17 protein-coding genes are annotated in these 17,708 nt (G+C 56.0%); 6 read left to right on the plus strand and 11 right to left on the minus strand.

Annotated features, from left to right (window positions below; translation table 11 throughout):
• Positions 1–13 precede the first annotated feature (13 nt).
• From O77CONTIG1_RS08370 to O77CONTIG1_RS08380, 4 genes are read right to left on the minus strand one after another with little or no spacing between them, the layout of a single operon-like run.
• Entirely contained in the window at positions 14–2,179 is a 2,166-nt protein-coding gene (locus O77CONTIG1_RS08370) for a mechanosensitive ion channel family protein (RefSeq protein ID WP_172799650.1), read from the minus strand.
• Positions 2,180–2,222: 43 nt separating this feature from the next.
• Positions 2,223–2,804: an FKBP-type peptidyl-prolyl cis-trans isomerase gene (locus O77CONTIG1_RS08375; RefSeq protein WP_068509719.1), complete on the minus strand. Its 582-nt coding sequence runs from the start codon at positions 2,802–2,804 to the stop codon at positions 2,223–2,225.
• Positions 2,805–2,832: 28 nt separating this feature from the next.
• A complete protein-coding gene (locus O77CONTIG1_RS26740; protein ID WP_286132618.1) occupies positions 2,833–2,961 on the minus strand; it encodes a hypothetical protein in 129 nt (42 codons plus the stop codon).
• A gap of 42 nt (positions 2,962–3,003) precedes the next feature.
• Positions 3,004–3,327 (minus strand): phasin family protein, encoded by a 324-nt coding sequence (locus O77CONTIG1_RS08380; RefSeq protein WP_068509721.1) that lies wholly within the window; start codon positions 3,325–3,327, stop codon positions 3,004–3,006.
• 468 nt (positions 3,328–3,795) lie between these two features.
• Here O77CONTIG1_RS08380 and O77CONTIG1_RS08385 point away from each other — a divergent pair, with 468 nt between their 5' ends.
• Together O77CONTIG1_RS08385 and O77CONTIG1_RS08390 are read left to right on the plus strand one after the other, a co-directional pair.
• Entirely contained in the window at positions 3,796–4,116 is a 321-nt protein-coding gene (locus O77CONTIG1_RS08385; RefSeq protein ID WP_068516245.1) for a TIGR03792 family protein, read from the plus strand.
• Positions 4,117–4,154: 38 nt separating this feature from the next.
• Positions 4,155–4,508, plus strand: coding sequence for a hypothetical protein (locus tag O77CONTIG1_RS08390; protein ID WP_068509723.1), 354 nt, complete (start codon positions 4,155–4,157; stop codon positions 4,506–4,508).
• Between the two features lie 40 nt (positions 4,509–4,548).
• Here O77CONTIG1_RS08390 and O77CONTIG1_RS08395 read toward each other — a convergent pair whose 3' ends face one another.
• Positions 4,549–5,100: a hypothetical protein gene (locus tag O77CONTIG1_RS08395; protein WP_225894721.1), complete on the minus strand. Its 552-nt coding sequence runs from the start codon at positions 5,098–5,100 to the stop codon at positions 4,549–4,551.
• Positions 5,101–5,399: 299 nt separating this feature from the next.
• Here O77CONTIG1_RS08395 and cobW point away from each other — a divergent pair, with 299 nt between their 5' ends.
• Entirely contained in the window at positions 5,400–6,455 is a 1,056-nt protein-coding gene (gene cobW / locus O77CONTIG1_RS08400) for a cobalamin biosynthesis protein CobW (RefSeq protein WP_068509725.1), read from the plus strand.
• A gap of 101 nt (positions 6,456–6,556) precedes the next feature.
• Here the strand turns inward: cobW and O77CONTIG1_RS08405 are convergent, their stop codons facing one another.
• Both O77CONTIG1_RS08405 and O77CONTIG1_RS08410 read right to left on the minus strand, forming a co-directional pair.
• A complete protein-coding gene (locus O77CONTIG1_RS08405) occupies positions 6,557–7,459 on the minus strand; it encodes a calcium-binding protein (protein ID WP_068509727.1) in 903 nt (300 codons plus the stop codon).
• A gap of 450 nt (positions 7,460–7,909) precedes the next feature.
• On the minus strand, positions 7,910–8,191 hold the full coding sequence (locus O77CONTIG1_RS08410) for a hypothetical protein (protein WP_068509729.1): 282 nt from the start codon (positions 8,189–8,191) through the stop codon (positions 7,910–7,912).
• Positions 8,192–8,728: 537 nt separating this feature from the next.
• Here O77CONTIG1_RS08410 and ppk1 point away from each other — a divergent pair.
• Entirely contained in the window at positions 8,729–10,885 is a 2,157-nt protein-coding gene (ppk1, locus tag O77CONTIG1_RS08415) for a polyphosphate kinase 1 (RefSeq protein ID WP_068509731.1), read from the plus strand.
• 25 nt (positions 10,886–10,910) lie between these two features.
• Here the strand turns inward: ppk1 and O77CONTIG1_RS08420 are convergent, their stop codons facing one another.
• On the minus strand, positions 10,911–11,981 hold the full coding sequence (locus O77CONTIG1_RS08420; protein WP_068509733.1) for an Mrp/NBP35 family ATP-binding protein: 1,071 nt from the start codon (positions 11,979–11,981) through the stop codon (positions 10,911–10,913).
• 426 nt (positions 11,982–12,407) lie between these two features.
• On the opposite strand from O77CONTIG1_RS08420, the gene O77CONTIG1_RS08425 reads away from it, so the two are divergent.
• Complete coding sequence (locus O77CONTIG1_RS08425; protein ID WP_197673349.1) at positions 12,408–13,511, plus strand: cysteine peptidase family C39 domain-containing protein; 1,104 nt, start codon at positions 12,408–12,410, stop codon at positions 13,509–13,511.
• 41 nt (positions 13,512–13,552) lie between these two features.
• Here O77CONTIG1_RS08425 and O77CONTIG1_RS26745 read toward each other — a convergent pair whose 3' ends face one another.
• The 3 genes from O77CONTIG1_RS26745 to O77CONTIG1_RS25425 form a co-directional block, all read right to left on the minus strand.
• Positions 13,553–13,861: a hypothetical protein gene (locus O77CONTIG1_RS26745; RefSeq protein WP_410503493.1), complete on the minus strand. Its 309-nt coding sequence runs from the start codon at positions 13,859–13,861 to the stop codon at positions 13,553–13,555.
• Complete coding sequence (locus O77CONTIG1_RS08430; RefSeq protein ID WP_197673351.1) at positions 13,849–14,562, minus strand: sodium:calcium antiporter; 714 nt, start codon at positions 14,560–14,562, stop codon at positions 13,849–13,851. The genes O77CONTIG1_RS26745 and O77CONTIG1_RS08430 overlap by 13 nt, the downstream gene beginning before the upstream one ends.
• A 131-nt stretch (positions 14,563–14,693) precedes the next feature.
• Positions 14,694–15,236 carry an FHA domain-containing protein gene (locus O77CONTIG1_RS25425; protein WP_068509735.1) on the minus strand — a complete coding sequence of 181 codons (543 nt, stop codon included), beginning with the start codon at positions 15,234–15,236 and terminating at the stop codon, positions 14,694–14,696.
• Positions 15,237–16,765: 1,529 nt separating this feature from the next.
• Here O77CONTIG1_RS25425 and O77CONTIG1_RS08440 point away from each other — a divergent pair.
• Entirely contained in the window at positions 16,766–17,578 is an 813-nt protein-coding gene (locus O77CONTIG1_RS08440) for a carbon-nitrogen hydrolase family protein (RefSeq protein WP_068509736.1), read from the plus strand.
• The last annotated feature ends 130 nt before the right edge of the window (positions 17,579–17,708 follow it).

Consider the following 17,708-nt stretch of genomic DNA (forward strand, 5'->3'; position numbering starts at 1 on the left):
GTGAAGAGCCTCGTTAGGAGTGACGCTGGGCAGATGGGCTGGGCGATCGCCCCTCTGCCGCATTTGGAGCGGGCGAGCTAGAAGGCTCAGCGCTGCCTTGAGTGCCGTCCTGATGCGCTTCACCGTCTTCAAACGGGTGGTTAGGCAACTCTTCGTGGGCGTGGGGGCTGCGGAATAGCTGCTGCGGCATCCCGATGTCAATGCCGTTTTCTTCAAAGGCGATTCGCACGCGCAGGCGAAATTCGCGCCCCACCGCGAACTGCTGCATGGGCTGCGTGTCTAGCCACACGCGAATAGAAATGCCTTCATGCGACAGCGTTTCTACGCCCAACACCTGCGGCGGGTTATAAAACTTATCGCGCCACTGCGGGTCGTCGTACAGGCCTTGCGCTACATCGTGGATGACCGACAGCACATGCTCGATATTGCTGTCGTAGGCGACCGTGATGATTAAATCTACCCGCGACCACAGGCGCGTCTGGTTTTCGACCCGATCGACCATGCTGTTGGGAATGGTGATCAGCCGCCCATCGCCATTGCGAAGCTGCGTCACGCGGAGATTCATGTTTTCCACCAGTCCGGTGGAGTTGCCAATCGTGACGACATCGCCAATGGCGTATTGATCTTCGGAAATAATCAAAAATCCGTTGACCAAATCGCGAATCAGGTTTTGTGAGGCCAGCGACGCGGCAAAAGCCAGCACTGCACCAAAGGTCAACACAGACCCCACGGGCAGCCCCAGCACGCTAAAGGCCCAGCCCAGCCCCATGAGGTAGACCAAGAAGGTTTTCAGCCCTTTCATCGCGGTGACGATGGTGGAAATACGGAGCGATCGCCGCTGGGCTTCTTCCGGGGTAAATAGGTCATTTTCTTGCCAGGCGTTAGAGAGTCCGTTGATCAGCGCGTCGCCCAGCCGATTCAGCAGACCCACCAAAAACCAAATCAGCAGCAGGCTGAGGGGCTTGAGCCAGATCGATTCTGTCAGGGTGTAGGTGCCCGGAAAGCGAGACACAATTAGCACGATGCCACCCAGCCAGATTAGGATTTGTCCCCAAAAGGCGAGCCATTGTAGAAAGGAGACGGCGCTAAGTCGTCGGTCGAGGGTGAAGAGGCGGCGGAGGGCATCGAGCCAGGAGGGAGAATACGGGGGGGAGGCTGGCAGAGAAGAGGAAAGGGGTTGGGGCGATCGCTCTAAGGAGTTGTTGTCAATCAGGGGATGGGCGGAATCGTCTGAGTGTCTGCTGTCTCCCTGGCGGTCTAAAGGAGCGTAGCGCGTAGATAGGGGGTCTGCGTCAGCGGTGGGCGCAGCGGGGTCGGGCGCAGGCAAATCGTCCTTCAGATTTACCGTGGCAGCGGCAGCATAGGTGACATCGGCCCGCATGGCGGTTCTGGCGGCCTTGCGGCGGGCTTGCAGGCGATCGCGGCGGCGTTTCAGCCAGCGCTGCACCAGCCATAGCAAAAAGCTAGAAACGACCATCATCAGGGCGATCGCCTGGGCAATCAGGGTTTGTCGCTGAATTGCCGCTGGCTGCCGAATTTCAAGCGCCTGGGTGAGTTCCTGCTGCAAAATTTGCTGCCATTCCTCTACCAGTTGTGGTACGCTGCGGCGGTGAAACTGGGCATCCAGTGGGGTGACCGTTAGCAGCGGCTGCGGCAGAGAGTTGGCATCGCGCACCGTCAGCACGGTTCCGTCGCGCAGGGAATCTGCCTCGACTCGCAGCGTATTGGGGTCGAGGGTTGGGGTTTGAAAGAGCCATGCCATGCCTGCGCCGCCCCGTTCGGTCGGATTGCTGGCCAGCACCCATCTCAGGTTGGACTGAATCGTAGCAATGCGGTCTTCGACGGGCACCCGGTCGCCCGGATTGCGGCGATCGCGCACCGTCAGCCCCGTGACTGCAAACAGGGGTTTGCCTTCAAACCGCACCATGCCCCATTCCAGATTTCCCACGCGCTCTACCGAATCCGGCGGGCGAGTGGGGTCAGCAGCCGTAGAGGTAGTGGACAGGGGAACCTGGGCCGCGGCGGGCGCAAACACGCTAGGGGCGATCGCCAGCGCCAAGCCAAGCAAACTCGCCAGACACAGCAAGACTGCCCGCCGCAAGCTGCGCCGAGAGAACTGAAACGGGCGATCGCGCTGGGTCAGATATCGCCGCACAGATTGCCATCTAGATTGCCACATGAATTGCTGCATGGGCCAGAGTTGCCGACAAATCAGCGCGACCTTAGCCGCCGATTCGCAGCAGTTCTACATCAAAGACCAGCGTGGCATTGGGGGGAATCACGCCGCCCGCGCCCCGTGCGCCATAGCCCAGTTCGGGCGGAATAATCAGTTGGCGACGGCTGCCGACGCGCATTGTGCTTAGCCCTTCGTCCCAACCGCGAATCACCTGACCTACGCCCAGCCGGAACGAAAAAGGCTGGTTGCGATCGCGCGAACTGTCGAACTTGGTGCCGTCTTCCAGCGTGCCCGTGTAGTGGACGATGACGGTTTGCCCAGCCTGAGGCTGTGCGCCTGTCCCTTCGACCAGATCCACATACTTCAAGCCCGATTCGGTCGTCACTACCGCCGCATCGTCTCCCAAAGGTGCGCTCACAGAATCTTCTCCTGGGTTGATAAGATCAGCCGCGCCCGCTTGAGCCAGCAGCACAGTGTCTGACTCTACAATGCCAGACTTTGCTGCGGCAGGGGCAGACGGCTGGGCAGAGTCGGCGATCGCCGCTTGCCGCGACCCAGTGAACTGCGCCACCAGCAGCACCACACAGCACAGCACCATCACCCCAAAGCTAATCAAAATCTCTCGCATAGAACCCTCCCGCAGCAGGATTACCAAGTCAGCCACTCCCCAGTGTATACCGATCGCGGAGGGGGCGATCGCGGAGGGGGCGATTGCGGAGGGGCGATCGCGGATATAGCGACTGCGGAGGGGCGATCGCGCTAGGAGACGGGAATCGGGCTTCCAAGATACAGAGCGAGGTCAGAACGCCGATATTGCCAAAACTTCACTATCGCCAGAGCTTGTTTTCCAGGTCGCGCACCTGCCGCTCTAGCCGATCGAGCCGTCCGCGCAGCTCGTCCATTTCGTTTTGCCGGGGCACACCGAGATCCTGCAAAACCTGCCGCATCTGCCGCTGCATCTGTGCTTCAAAGTTTCCCTGCTCCGACTTGATCTGCTGCATCAGGTCGTTCATCAGCCCGTTGACCTGATCAGGGTTAAGCCGACCTTCGCGCACCCACTCATCGCCGACTTCCTTCAGCTTCTCGGCAACCAGAGAGGTAGTGCCAATACCAAGCATCAGCAGTTGTTGGATCAGGTTGTTATTGTCCATAGTTTTTAAGGGTTATAACGCAAAGATTTCGCAGGGATTTTAAGACCAGCAGCAAACCCAGCAGCGCAACAGAACTCTATGCAACGGCAGAAAGCTGGCGACGGCAAAAAAAGCTGGTTGATCATCCTGCTCCATTCTGTCAAACTTGCTGTGGCGTTCGGGTGAGGTTAGCCTCCCCAATTTTGCAGGAATACCGTCCGTGGTGCAGACTTCATAACAGACTTCGCAGTAGACACCCTAATGTTCATCCTGGCACGCCATTACCCTAAATTGGTTCAGAAGTGGCTCAAAGGAACGATTCACATCAGACGCATCCCTTCACAATTCATCCATTCAGAAGAGTCTCTAGACCCGTAATTTCGCTAGGTTAGTTGCAGGCAAAAACAGCTTAACTGGGTCTGTCTGGAAATAGGCCATCCAGACAATATCCCCGGTCAATCAAAAATGATGAAATTTGAAGGTGACAGCGTGGTTATTGAATGGTTGCGGTTTGACGTGTCGCCTGAAGCGCGGGAGCGGTTTGTGCAGCAGGATGCCGAAATTTGGACAACGGCATTATCGGAATATGGCGGCTTTTTGGGAAAGGAGGTCTGGATCAGCCCTGAGAATCCGCGGGAAGTGATTACGGTGGTTCACTGGGAAAGCTTTGATCAGTGGTATTCCATTCCCGAAGCTCGGCTGGCAGCGGTAGAGGCTCGTTTTAGCGAAGCGATGGGCCAGAACACCTATCAATTGCTAGAGTCAAAGGCATACCAGGTGCGAAAGTTTGCTCGCGTACCCGCGTGTTGAAGCGCCTGCCGACCCTAATGCCTGCTTGCTAAGCTGCTATGCCAGAGTGTCCCAAATGCCGCCAGCCTGTCGAGACGACGGCGATCGCCTGTCCCCATTGCCGCACGACGCTGAAGGCGTTTGGGCATCCAGGCGTGCCGCTCTATCGGGCGGAGGGCGAGGCGGCGCTGTGCGACACCTGTGTGTATCACCACGACGATTCCTGCAACTATCCCCAGCGGCCCCATGCGCGGGAGTGTACGCTCTATACAAACCAACTGCGACCGCTGGACAACGCCATCTATCGTCCCAGCGCCAGCAGTTTGGTAAAACGCTGGCTTCAGCAAAATTTGGCGTGGGTCATTTTGGGGGCGATTTTGCTGATCAGCGTGCTGCTGGCGCTGCGCGGCTAATCAAGCGGTTTATGCGGCTAATCAAGCGATTTTATGTGGATCAGGGCGTAATCACGATCTCGCCGACCATGCCCGCTTCGGCGTGCCCCGCAATTACGCAGCGCAGGTCATACGTCCCCGGACGCTGTGGCACAAACACCCACTCCGCCACGGCTCCGGGCTTTAGCTCTAGCTCGTGAATTGCGCCTTTGATTTCTACATTCCCGGCCTCTACCTTCTGCGTCCACACGCTGTCGGCAAAGTCTTTGGCGGTGAAATAGTGCTTCTGAGAGCTGGGATTATCGAGAACGAGCTTGTATTTTCGTCCGGCGGTAAATTCCAGATGATCGGGCACAAACTTTAGCGCCTCTGATGCATCGCCCAAATGGACAGGAATCTCCGTTACCAGGCCGACGTTGGCGGGACTGGCGATCGCCCTCGCTTGCGGCGTTAGCACCCCCAGCCACAGCACCCCGCCCAACAGCACACTCAGCAGCCCGCTCAGCAACCCACTCAGTGCGATTCGCAAAGCGCTCTCTGCGGGAATTGCCCCCACCCCCTGCCAGACCGACCTTTTGCCCCAGTGTTGTTCTCCAAACGGTTTGCCAGCCATCCCAAAACTCTCCTTCACAGCGCGATACTCCCTACTTTATTCACAGCCGGCCCCATTTCTCAAATCTCAAATCTCATTTCTCAAGCAAATCTGCCTTTGCTGCGGAATCGTATCGCAAGCGGGTAAAATATTCGAGCTTCTATACAATTCTCATGCGGGGCGCTATGCGTGGAATGTCCGCACGCCCCGTAGACACCAGACTGGCAATCCAAAATTCCCAAGCCAAAATCCCCAATCCGAAATCCAAAATCACTAAGCATGGCCCGTCTGGGGCTGGCTCTACAATCCAAATTTTCACTATGGCAGCCAAAATTCCCGTCACGATCATCACCGGATTTCTCGGCAGCGGCAAGACCACGCTGATTCGCCACCTGCTGCAAAATCATCAGGGGCGGCGCATTGCCGTGCTAGTCAACGAGTTTGGCGAATTGGGCATCGACGGCGACCTGCTGCGCGACTGCCAGGTGTGCGATGAGGAGCCAGGGCAAGCGGCAGACGAGTCCAGCGCAAATATCGTCGAGCTAACCAACGGTTGTCTCTGCTGCACGGTGCAGGAAGAGTTTTTGCCGACGATGCAGGAGTTGCTAAAGCGGCGCGATCGCCTTGACCACATTTTGATTGAAACCTCCGGACTGGCGCTGCCCAAGCCGCTGGTGCAGGCGTTTCGCTGGCCCGAAATTCGCAATGCGGCGACGGTGGACGGCGTGGTGACGGTGGTAGACTGCGAAGCCGTTTTGACCGGGGCGCTGGCCCATGACCCGGATGCTGTCACTGCCCAGCGGCAGGCAGACCCCAGCCTGGATCATGAAACGCCGCTGGAGGAACTGTTTGAAGACCAGCTTGCCTGTGCCGATCTGGTGGTGCTGAATAAGACCGACCTGGTAACGGCGGACGCAGTGAACCAGGTGGTTGACCGGGTGCAGGCAGAGCTACCCCGCGCCGTGAAGCTGGTGCAGAGCGATCGCGGTCAGTTGCCCGCTGACCTGCTGCTGGGCTTCAACGCAGCGGTGGAAGACAACCTGGAAGCTCGTCCCAGCCACCACGACCACGAAGAAGACCACGACCACGACGACGAAATCGACTCCACCCACGTCATTTTGAACCGCGAGTTTGATCCAGACGCGTTGCGGCGATCGCTTGAAACGCTGGTACAGTCCCAAGAAATCTACCGCATCAAGGGCTTTGTGGCCGTGCCCCAAAAGCCGATGCGGATGGTGGTGCAGGGCGTGGGTAGCCGCTTTGAGCAGTTCTACGATCGCCCTTGGCGGCCAGACGAGGCGCGGCAAACGCGGCTGGTGTTTATCGGGCGGGCGGTGGATGCGGGGGCGATCGCCCAGCAGCTTGCAGCGATTTAGGGGATTTTGGATTAGCGATTTTGGATTTTGGATTGCTCAGTTCAGCGCTTTGCGAGGCTGTGGCGCTTGGTGTGTGCGCTATGTCCCAAGCAGGTTGACCGCTAGACAAAATCGCTCAGGCTGAGGTTTCGCACGTCTACGCCCGTCAGCACTGCCAGCACGTCGGGGCCATAGCGAATCACCGCATCTGCCCCCCGCTGACGCAGCCTCAGGCTTTCTATTGCTACATCGCCCAGCACGGTTAGCGCGTCGCTGCCGCTGCGATAGTCGGTAATGGTCGCAAACCCTCTGCCCACTGCGAGCGCAAACAAGTCTGAGCCTCTGCCGCCCGTCAGCAGTGACCTGCCCAGCCCGCCAAACAGCACGTCTGCCCCTGCGCCGCCCAGCAGTTCATCGTTGCCATTGCCGCCCAGCAAGATGTCTGCGCCGCCCAGCCCCAGCAGGCGATCACTCCCGCCGAGGCTGCTCAGAATATTGCTGGCGCTGCTGCCCCGGAGCAGATCCGCTGCGCGATCGCCCAAGTCTAGCTGAGCAAGCCCAGTCGAAAAGTCGTCGAACACATCGCTGGCGATCGCCCGCACGCGCTTTGCTAGTTCGCCCCAGTCACTCGTGTCAATAGAGTCGTTAAACAAATCTTCTATGTCCACTGAGCCGAGGAGTTGATCCAAATCTTTGACCAGCCGATTCAGGCTGAGGCCTCCTAGCACGTCCTTCAGCAGCGCATCAAAGTTAACGTCGGACAAGTCCACGCCGCCAAACAAATCGTCGATGTTCTCAACCAGTTTGGTAAAGTTGAAATCTTTGGAAAAGGTGTCGATCGCGCTTTCTAGGCCACTCCGCAGATCGTCCGTCCAATCTTCGAGCGAGAGATTGCCAAACACATCGCCCAGATTAATATCAGACAAGTCCAGATCCTGAAGAAAATCAGCAACACTTTTTGCCAGGTCACTTTCCAGCAATCGGTTGGCCAGTTGATTGGCAACGCGGTTTAGTCGAATAGCCATAGCCTGTCTAAGGGGAAAAAGTAGCTTTGGATTTCAGATCTCAGTATTTCAAGCCGGAGCGAATTGCGTGGATTGCATGAATCGTGGATTGCATGAATCGCAATGCATTCAGCGCCGCCCGATGCTCTAGCCAAAGTCCTTGAACAAGGGAATCTGACGGATTCAGTCAGAAAAGGTTTCAGTTAGGTTCAGTCAGATCTGTCAATCTGTCAAACAGGTCTGAACAATCTTTAGTCAAAGTTCAACAGTCAAAGTTCAACCCAAAAGTGCATCCGTTGGCGTGCATAACATAACACAAAAATCGTGCCTGACCTAATTCGTCAGACACGATCTCACTTAAATCTAACCTTAGACAGATTCTGGACAAATTGAATGCAAATGCGCGATCGCCAGAAATCCATTCGCCGTGATTTGTCAATGAACAGATTACGGTCGTTTTCGTTCTCGGTTTTAGTTCTCAATCGCTGAGTAGCGTCGGGTCTTTCCCTCAATCCAGCGCAGCGCTTCTATTTCCGAGAGAAAACTTTCTGCGCGTCCAATCATTGGATCGTAGACGTGCCAGACCTGTTCGCCATTGCGTAGCTGCTGAATAGAAACCTTGATTTCGTCTCGTGCCATTAGGGTGCGGGCGATCGCCCAAAATGCGTTACTAAATAATGCGGCAAAGCCGTAATTTCTGTGGGACGAGAGGGTGGCTTGGAGGGATTCTGAAGAGAGCGTTTTAGCGTTCATTGGCTTGCTCCAAATACTATGTGAATCACTATGCGTAATCTAAGTACAGATGTTGAGCGCTGAGTGTGGCAGAAGCTTACAAATACCTAGCTGATTGCTCCGTCTCGTTGCTCTATCTCGTTGTTCTGCATTGCTGGTTGCTGTATGAAAGCTAGAATAGGCGATCGCCCAAGGGCTGTCGTTACAGAAAAGTTCAGGAGTTTAGCCCACCCGCGTCTAAAAAGTTAAGGAAATCTTCCAAATGGCCGAAGCGCGACCAAAACGCAGGACACGACTAAACGGCTGCCAATTGTTAATCACGTTGTTAATCATGTTGACAATGGGCTAAATCCCTGGCTCACAAGGCATTTGAAGCATAGCCCATTAGAGAAATTTGCTGGCTGCAAAACCGGACAAAACGCAGTCCAAGATTCGGAGCAGGAACGATGTGGCCTGCAATACTAAGCCCTATTTGTATACTCTTCTTGACACAAAAACTCGATACAGTTTGATACAGATTTTGTCTACTCAAGCTGCTAGAACTGGCTGGTAAACCTTATGACAAATGTTAAAGAATCTGCCCCTGCTGCGAAGTCTGCCGTTAACCTGAGCGACCCACAATACTACGCTAATCGTGAGCTAAGCTGGCTGGAGTTTAATCGGCGGGTGTTGCACGAAGCGCTAGACGAGCGCACGCCGCTGCTGGAACGTCTAAAGTTTCTGGCGATTTTTAGCTCTAACCTGGACGAGTTTTTTATGGTGCGGGTGGCGATTGTGAAAGACCAGCTTGAGGCAGGAGTCACTACGTTAACACCAGACGGGCGCACCCCCCAACAGCAGCTTGAGGAAATTAGTCAAACCCTGCGGCCTATGGTGGAAGAACAGCACCGATACTTTGAAACCGTTTTGCGCCCAGCGCTGAAAGAGCATGGCGTGTTCCTCCTGGACTACATCGACCTCAGCCAGGAGCAGCGGAACTACGTGCGAGATCATTTTGAGAAGCGGATTTTTCCGGTGCTGACCCCGCTGGCGGTCGATCCGGGGCATCCGTTCCCGCGCGTGTCAAACCTCAGCCTCAGTCTGGCGGTGCAGGTCAAAGATCAGCAGACGGGCGAAGAGCATTTTGCGCGAGTCAAGGTGCCCAGCAGCCTGCCCCGGTTTCTAAAGCTGCCCTCAGAGCCTAGCCAAGAGGGCGGCAAAAAGGCGGTTTGGGTTGGTATTCCAGTAGAGCAGGTCATCGCGCACAACCTGGAAATGCTGTTTCCCGGCATGGCGATTCAGGAATATTCCCTCTTCCGGCTGACCCGCGATACAGAGGTCGAGTTGCGCGAAGAAGTGGCGGAGGACCTGCTGCAAGCGATCCAAGACATGGTGAAAAAGCGGCGGATGGCAGAAGCGCCTGTACGCCTAGAGATTCAGTCCAATGCGTCGCAGTTGATCAAAGACACCTTGATGGATGAGCTGGAGCTAAAACTCCACGAGGTTTATGAAATCGACGGGCTGCTCAACCTGAAGGATTTGTTTGCACTAACGGGGTTGCCGCTGCCTGCGCTCAAGGATGCGCCGTTTTCGCCCATGCCACCGCGCCAGTTGCGGTTTACGGGGGAGTTGCTGCCCGCCAATGCCGAACGGGAAGATATTTTCTCCATCATTCGCCGCCATGATGTGCTGGTGCATCATCCCTACGAATCCTTCAGCGGTTCGGTGGAACAATTTATTGCCCAGGCGGCCCGCGACCCCCAGGTTCAGGCAATCAAGATGACGCTGTATCGCACATCCGGCGATTCGCCGATTGTGAAGTCGCTGATCGAGGCGGCGGAAAACGGCAAGCAGGTCGCAGCGCTGGTAGAGCTAAAGGCGCGGTTTGACGAAGAGAATAATATTAACTGGGCGATGCAGCTTGAGCAGTCGGGCATCCATGTGGTCTATGGTCTGGTGGGGCTAAAGACTCATACCAAGGTGGTGCTGGTGGTGCGTCAGGAAGGCGACGAGATTCGCCGCTATGTCCACATTGGTACAGGCAACTACAATTCCAAGACGGCCAAGCTCTACACCGACCTGGGCCTGCTGAGCTGCCGCGAGGAACTGGGCGCAGATTTGAGCGATTTGTTTAATTACCTGACGGGCTATTCACGGCAGCACTCCTATCGCAAGATTTTGGTGTCGCCTGTGAATATGCGCGATCGCATGACGGCGCTGATCCATCGCGAAATTGAACATGCTAAAGCAGGCAAGCCTGCCAAGATCATCGCTAAGATGAACTCTTTGGTCGATCCGGGCATGATTGCCAAGCTGTATGAAGCCTCTCAAGCAGGGGTCGAGATCGATCTGATTGTGCGAGGAATTTGCTGCCTGAAGCCGGGAATTCCCAATGTCAGCGAGAACATTCGGGTAATTAGCGTCATCGGGCGCTATCTAGAACACTCGCGCATCTTCAACTTCCACAACGACGGCAACGCAGAATACTACATTGGCAGTGCGGACTGGATGCCGCGTAACCTCGATCGCCGCGTGGAAGCCGTGACTCCCATTGAAGACCCTGCGCTGAAAAAACTGCTGCGGGAGATTCTCGATACGACGCTGAGTGATAACCGTCAGGCATGGGAGCTTCAGCCAGACGGCAACTATACGCAGCGCCGCCCTAAGGAAGGTGAACCCGTGCTGAGTTCCCAGGAGATCTTTATGCAGCGGGCAATCGAGCAGAGCAAGCCCTAGAAGCGCTCCTTCAGACCCCTGAACTCTAGCTCAGCGCTGCAACAGACACGCGGGCTGCAATCTGCTGGGCGATCGCCCTCAGGGCCCCGGCCGAAGCCGAGTCGGGGTATTCCACCACAATTGGAATGCCGCGATCGCCCCCCTGCCGCAGCGGAATCTCCAGCGGCACACAGCCCAACAGCGGCAGATCCAGTTCCTTTGCCGTTTTTTCGCCACCGCCCGAACCAAAAATATCGTATTGGCGATCGGGCAGGTCGGGTGGGATGAAGTAGCTCATGTTTTCCACAATGCCCAGCACGGGAACTTGAAGCTGCTGAAACATCCGTAGGCCACGCCGCGCATCTTGCAGGGCCACCGTTTGCGGCGTGGACACGATCACTGCGCCCGCCATCGGCACGGCTTGGGCCAGCGTCAGTTGTGCGTCGCCCGTGCCGGGGGGCATGTCTACCAGCAGATAGTCCAACTCGCCCCACTGCACCTGATAGAGGAACTGGCGGATAATGCCGTTTAGCATTGGCCCACGCCAGATCACGGGCTGATCCGGGTCGATCAAAAAGCCCATCGACACCAGCTTTACGCCGTAGTTAAACACGGGTTCCAGGATTTCGCCCTGGGGCCCCGGCTGCACCTTCACCGCTGCCTCCGTCAGTCCCAGCATCGTCGGCGTGTTGGGCCCATAGATGTCGGCATCCAGCAACCCCACCTTTGCGCCCGCCTGAGCCAGCGCTACGGCCACATTAACCGTGACGGTGCTTTTGCCCACGCCGCCCTTGCCGCTAGAAATGGCGATGATATTCTTCACACCGTCGATGCCTGTGCGATCAGGCAGCGCTTTTTGCTGAGGCGTTTCGGCTGTCACGTCCACCACCACCGCCTGAACACCGGGCAGTGTTTTCACCGCTCGCTCACAGTCTTCTACGATGAACTGGCGCAACGGGCAGGCGGGCGTTGTTAGCACCAGCGTAAACCGCACCTCACCCTCTGCCACGGTGACGTTGCGGATCATGTTTAGCTCCACCAGGCTTTTGCGTAGCTCTGGGTCTTGGACGGGGCGCAATACCTCCAGAACGGCATTGGCATCAAGGGTATTTAGCATTCGAGATACAGTTTAGGAATCCTTAACGCGATCTTACCGTTAGCCGCACCCCAGACTCATAGGCGATCGCCCTCGGTATCCTTGAGAAACTGTAGGGAAATCATCAGGATCTATCGCATCTAGTCACGCTGACCGGAGGGGCGATCGCCCCTCTGGCGTTTCAGAAATGGATGGAGACGAGCGCCGGAAAATGGATGGAAAAGTTTTCCGAAATGGCGATCGCCCGGCAAACTGGGCATTCTGAAGCTAATGCGGCAAACTGACTGTAAACGCTCAATGAGTCGATCTCGCCCCCCGATCTTGTCCCGATCTCGCCCCCGATCCCGCCCCCAAGCTTGCCCCCGATTTCGCCCCCGAAGCTCGCTGCCGATTTTCCGCTGAGTCTCGCTGTGAACCTCCGGTCAACCTCTACCTGCGCTGTCGCTTATGTCTTTGGGAATTGCTAGCACCATTCTGCTCGGCGGACTTGCCTTTTGGTGGGGCATTCGGTTTGGGCGGCTACTGTTGCGAAAGGGAGCAACCGCAAACGACCTGTTTAAGGGAAAAACCTCCGTATCGCTGGCTTTTTTAGGAATTTACATCGCTCTACTGCTGCTGGCGCTGTATGTTCCCCAATGGCAATGGCTACCGCTGGCGTGGCGCGTATCGGGAATGCAGGTGTCCTGGGCGGCAATGCGGATTATCCTGCTGGGCATCTGCGGTGTGGCGTTTGTGGTGAGCTGGCACACGCGCCGTTTGCAGGTGATTGCGGTCGTGCTGATTGGGCTGATTGGGCTGGGCAGCTTTACAGCGGCCGAGGCCTATCTGCTGGCTCCGATTTATTCCACGCTGGATGATAACTTGCGCCCCAACGGGGTGTTTCAGCAAACCGCCACCAGCAGTTGCGCGCCGGCTGCGATGGCCACGGTGCTGCGCCGCTGGGGGCTAGACGAAACCGAATCGAGCGTGGCAAAGCTGGCAGGCACCAGCCGCCTGGGAACCTCTATGCCGCAGTTGATTACCGCCGCCCACCAGCTCCAGATGGACGGGCTGGAGATCACGGGCGCAACCTGGGAGCAGATGCAGCGAATTAATCGGCCAGGTGTGCTGGCAAGCTGGCTATTCAACCCCAGCGGACGGCGATCGCCCCACGCGATTGCGCTGCTGTCCCTTAGCGATGACACGGCCACCATTGCTGACCCTGCCTGGGGGCGGATCTATCGCCTCAATCGCCAGCAGTTTCAGCGGATCTGGCGACGAGAATACGTCCCGTTCTTTCGCCCAGAGGAGGTGGTGCTGTCTGCGGCGCAAGTGCGGGACTACCTGACGCGCCTGGGCTATCTGAACCCTAGCAGCGCGATCGCCAACGATACCATCGACCATGCCACCAACCATGCCACCAACCATGCCACCATTAACGCAGCGCTTCGCCGATTTCAGCAGTCCGTTGGCCTCAGCGTCACTGGAACCCTGGATGCCAAAACGGCGCTGATGCTAAGCGGGCCGTTTTTGACAGAAGGGCCGAGTTTGAAGGATGAGATTCAAGGGTGAGCGGGGTGCTTGCTTTCAGGCTCCCCCATGCTTCTGCTGCCTTACCCTCGATAGATCGCATACATCCCGCCAACATAGAGCAGCAAAATCGCCACGCCGTCCCAGGTCAGGTGTAGGCGCGATCGCTTACTGGCTCGATAGATCAGCCCCACCAGGGCGATCGCCGTCATCATAATGGCAATGACGGTGGTGAAGGCATGAATGGGGTGGTTGATTTCGCCAAACAAACTGCCTCGCAGATAGGCCAGGTCGTAAATGCCCAGAATCGCCAAATTGAACAGGTTAGAGCCAAAAATATTGGACACCGCCAGGTCAGCGGCATTCAGGCGAATCGCCGTCAGCGACGACACGACTTCGGGTAAGGAGGTGGCCGCCGCCAGCAGCAGCGCCCCGACAAAGCTCTCCCCCCAGTCCCCGTAACCACAGCCACGCGATCGCCCAGGGCAGCCAGCCAAATGCCCAGCACTACAATGGCGATCGCCAGCAGCCCAAAGGTGCCATAGGCCTGCCGCTGCGAGATATGACCATACTGCAAGGTTTCGGCTTCCTCCTCCAGCAGTTGGGTGCGGCGGCGCAGTTCAAACTGAGCAATCAACTGGGCACTTACGGCATATAACAGCAGCAGCAGCACACTTGGCAGCGCTACCCACCCCAGCGTCAGATCCACGCCCCGCTCCGCCAGCAAAATACCCGCTGCTGCTGTGCCCAGCATGACGCAGCCCAGACCCGCCGACAGCCCATGACTCACCTGCACCTGTCGCAGCAGCGGTTCTGGCCCTGTAAAAATGTCCACAATCACTAAAATCAGTAGGTTAAACAGGCAGCTTCCCAGCACGCCGCCCACCGCCAGATCGGGGACTCGAAACAGCACCACTGCGCTGATGCCACTGGCCAGTTCTGGCAGCGAGGTCGCCCCTGCCAACAAGATCGCGCCGACCCAACTTCGCCCTAGCCCGGTCTTTTCTGCCAGCACATCGGCACTTTGCGACAGCCGCGCCCCCACCCACACCACCAAGCTGACGCAGAGAATGACCTGGAGAAGGAGCAGCATAGCAGGATAAGACAAACAAAAAAGGCGCAGGCGCTCTTTTCAGCGCTCACGCCCAACTGTAGCAAGGATTCGCCCCTGTGCCTTGAGAAAGCTAGAAGCGAACATTTGCAGCCAGAACGTTAGAAGTGGAACTAGAAGCGGGTGATGTCCTGAAAGGCGGATGGGGCTGTGGCTGTGCTAGAGACGAAGAACTCAATATCTAAGGTGCCCAGCCGCACAATGTCGCCATCTTGCAGCGGGATGCGCTGCATGGGGAGGACGCGACGACGGTTAACCCAAGTGCCGTTGCTGCTGTTGAGGTCGGAAATGTAAAGCCCTTCTTCGGGGTGATAGCCAATCACCGCATGGCAGCGCGAGACGGACGGGTTATCGAGGGTGATCGCACAGGTGGAACTGCGACCCAGCGACCAGACCGTACCTGGCTCGGTGGACTTCGACGGGTTGTGCAGCAGGTTTGTCATCAAAATCGTCTTGCGTCCATTTTGAAGCGCCTGTATGAAAAATTGGCTAACCTGGCACCTCGATTGGGTGGATGCCAGCATCGCTTCAACAGAACAGGTGTCGTCAAAACTAGTTCCATAGTCTGCCAACAGCGAATCTTTGAGATGGGGACTAGATTCTCCGACAGGCGGCAGGGGGGCTGCTGTGGTGTCGTGAAATTTTAGATCTAGCATGACTTCCAGGTTTGTGTCGGGTGGGCAACTGAGCGAATGCAAGCGTCAAAAGAGTGTGATATGTCAATATGCCGAAGAGGCTGGGCTAAACTGCTTGAGCCAAGCTGTAGCGAATACTTCTCACCACAACTCTCAAACTCGATACAGACAAATTTAGATACGGACAAAATAAACGCTGGCTGGAAGATTGATGCTGGGCTGCGAAATCCTACCGGGTCAACTCCCAAATACCTTGACTGAATACCTTGACTAGAAGCAATTCGGACTCGTGGAATCCGTTGTTGAGCTTAACGCTCCGGCCAACCCTTTCACTCCTCAACCGACTCCAAGCTGTGAGCCTAGTGTGAACTTAGTATGAAGCCGCAGCCAATACTGTAGCCAGGTTGCTAAACCTGCGATCGCCCCGCTCAAAAGACAGGCAATCGAGCGCTGCAAACTAAGATACTGCATTGAGGGAACAAATTGGGGAGGGGTCTGATCAAGGTTGACAAACAGGATTGAATCTGGCGATTTACCGCTGATGGGGGGAAGCTGTGAACTCAGGTGAGAACTCAGAACTCATACGCAAGTGGCAACTTGGCAGATATCAACAAATCTCTTACGAGAGTTTTCATAAACTCTCCTAAACGCAAAGTTCATCAAGTGCTTGTCAAAAGTATAGTCAAAGGCTGGTGAAAAACTGCACGCCTAAAACTAGCACCCCGGCTAATAACCTCGACTCCAAGCGCGGCCGCCCTGAACAAAACCAGAGTTGGCTCTGAAAGGCAGCAAAATGTGTCGATGTCGAGAAGACCAGTGAAGCAATCAAACAGAGTGAGTAGGCTCTATTGCTTAGACATTAAATGGTGCTGAGAGAGCATTCGACAACAGGCAGATGAATGAAGTTCATAGAAGATTCATATAGCTATGTTGCAAGAACATTTCTTTGAAAGTTCGTTAAAGATTCACCGCCAGAAGCGGTATAAACTAACACGCCATATCCGTACAAGCCACCACTTTTATGTGAAGTGCTGATGGCGATTTGCAAGATTGGTTTCTTCAGATGAATCCGCAATTAATCCACGGGCAGGTGGGTGCGATCGCAACAAGTTTTTTAGGGCTGCGGTTTCGAGAAATCCGACAACTGCGGAAGTCCTAAAAGAATGGGGAAAGAATAGGGCTAAAATTAGGCACGACACTGAATACAGTTGTCTGTATACACTTCGGTCAAAGCTTTGATCAAGGCTTGGCTGGGTTGCATAGTGTTTCCCAGAGATGGGCCCACTCAGACAACGGCATTGGTGAGGTGCGTCGCTTCCAGATTATTCCCTTGAGCGATCGCAGGAGTGAGTAGAGTAGACAGACCCCAAAACGCTGTAGGGAGAGACGATCGCTATCCATGCAACGTCAATCTGGGCGATCGCCTATCTACTAAGCAGACCTGGGCATGGGCACGTCACAAAGTTCTCTCAAGATGCCATCGGCAATCCTGATGAGAAGGGAGAATATTTTGGGCTGAATGGGAATATGGCTTTCAATTGCAAGGAATCATGAGATCTTATCTAGCGGCAGCAGTGCAAATGAACAGCGTGCCAGACCTGGAGAAAAATCTGGCTCAGGCAGAGGATCTAATCGACCTGGCGGTGCGCCAGGGGGCAGAACTGATTGGGCTGCCGGAGAATTTTTCGTTTTTGGGCGATGAAGACGCGAAGCTGGCCCAGGCAGAGGCGATCGCCCAACGCAGCGAAAAATTTCTGAAAACCATGGCCCAGCGCTATCAGGTGACGCTCTTGGGTGGCGGCTTCCCGGTTCCCACAGGCACAGGCAAGGTCTACAACACGGCTCTGCTCGTAGACCCCAGCGGCAGCGAACTGGCCCGCTATGAAAAAGTGCATCTGTTTGATGTGAACCTGCCCGACGGCAACACTTATCAAGAGTCGAGCATTGTGCTGGCGGGGACGCAGTTGCCGCCAGTCTACCCCTCCAAAGAGTTTGGCAACCTGGGGCTGTCGGTCTGCTACGACGTGCGCTTTCCCGAACTCTATCGCCACCTAGCGCAGATGGGGGCCGAGGTGCTGTTTGTGCCTGCTGCCTTCACCGCCTACACGGGCAAAGACCACTGGCAGGTTTTGCTCCAGGCGCGGGCGATCGAAAACACCTGCTACGTGATTGCGCCCGCCCAAACGGGCAAGCACAATGCGCGGCGACAGTCTCACGGACACGCGGCGATTATCGACCCGTGGGGGCTGATTTTGGCAGAAGTAGAAGAAAAACCCGGCGTGGCGATCGCCTCCATTGAACCCTCTCGCCTGGAGCAAGTGCGGCGGCAGATGCCATCCTTGCAGCACCGGGTGTTTATCTAGGATGAACATTTGCGGCTAACGTGCCAGGCCGCTGCTAGCGCTACTGCTATAGAACTTCTATAGAACTTCTTTATGTTTGTTGGTGAAAAAATCCAGGGTTTAGTTCTGCTAATTGCCCACTTTGGTAAGT

The sequence above is a fragment of the Leptolyngbya sp. O-77 genome (assembly GCF_001548395.1).
Classification (GTDB): domain Bacteria; phylum Cyanobacteriota; class Cyanobacteriia; order Elainellales; family Elainellaceae; genus Thermoleptolyngbya.

Coding starts and splice junctions, on each gene's coding strand:
- ppk1 (WP_068509731.1), top strand. CDS start 8,729: ATGACAAATGTTAAAGAATCTGCCCCTGCTGCGAAGTCTGCCGTTAAC.
- O77CONTIG1_RS08370 (WP_172799650.1), bottom strand. CDS start 2,179: ATGTGGCAATCTAGATGGCAATCTGTGCGGCGATATCTGACCCAGCGC.
- O77CONTIG1_RS08440 (WP_068509736.1), top strand. CDS start 16,766: ATGAGATCTTATCTAGCGGCAGCAGTGCAAATGAACAGCGTGCCAGAC.
- O77CONTIG1_RS08395 (WP_225894721.1), bottom strand. CDS start 5,100: ATGGCTGGCAAACCGTTTGGAGAACAACACTGGGGCAAAAGGTCGGTC.
- O77CONTIG1_RS08405 (WP_068509727.1), bottom strand. CDS start 7,459: ATGGCTATTCGACTAAACCGCGTTGCCAATCAACTGGCCAACCGATTG.
- O77CONTIG1_RS08380 (WP_068509721.1), bottom strand. CDS start 3,327: ATGGACAATAACAACCTGATCCAACAACTGCTGATGCTTGGTATTGGC.
- O77CONTIG1_RS08430 (WP_197673351.1), bottom strand. CDS start 14,562: ATGCTGCTCCTTCTCCAGGTCATTCTCTGCGTCAGCTTGGTGGTGTGG.
- O77CONTIG1_RS25425 (WP_068509735.1), bottom strand. CDS start 15,236: ATGCTAGATCTAAAATTTCACGACACCACAGCAGCCCCCCTGCCGCCT.
- O77CONTIG1_RS08425 (WP_197673349.1), top strand. CDS start 12,408: ATGTCTTTGGGAATTGCTAGCACCATTCTGCTCGGCGGACTTGCCTTT.
- cobW (WP_068509725.1), top strand. CDS start 5,400: ATGGCAGCCAAAATTCCCGTCACGATCATCACCGGATTTCTCGGCAGC.
- O77CONTIG1_RS08410 (WP_068509729.1), bottom strand. CDS start 8,191: ATGAACGCTAAAACGCTCTCTTCAGAATCCCTCCAAGCCACCCTCTCG.
- O77CONTIG1_RS08420 (WP_068509733.1), bottom strand. CDS start 11,981: ATGCTAAATACCCTTGATGCCAATGCCGTTCTGGAGGTATTGCGCCCC.
- O77CONTIG1_RS08390 (WP_068509723.1), top strand. CDS start 4,155: ATGCCAGAGTGTCCCAAATGCCGCCAGCCTGTCGAGACGACGGCGATC.
- O77CONTIG1_RS08375 (WP_068509719.1), bottom strand. CDS start 2,804: ATGCGAGAGATTTTGATTAGCTTTGGGGTGATGGTGCTGTGCTGTGTG.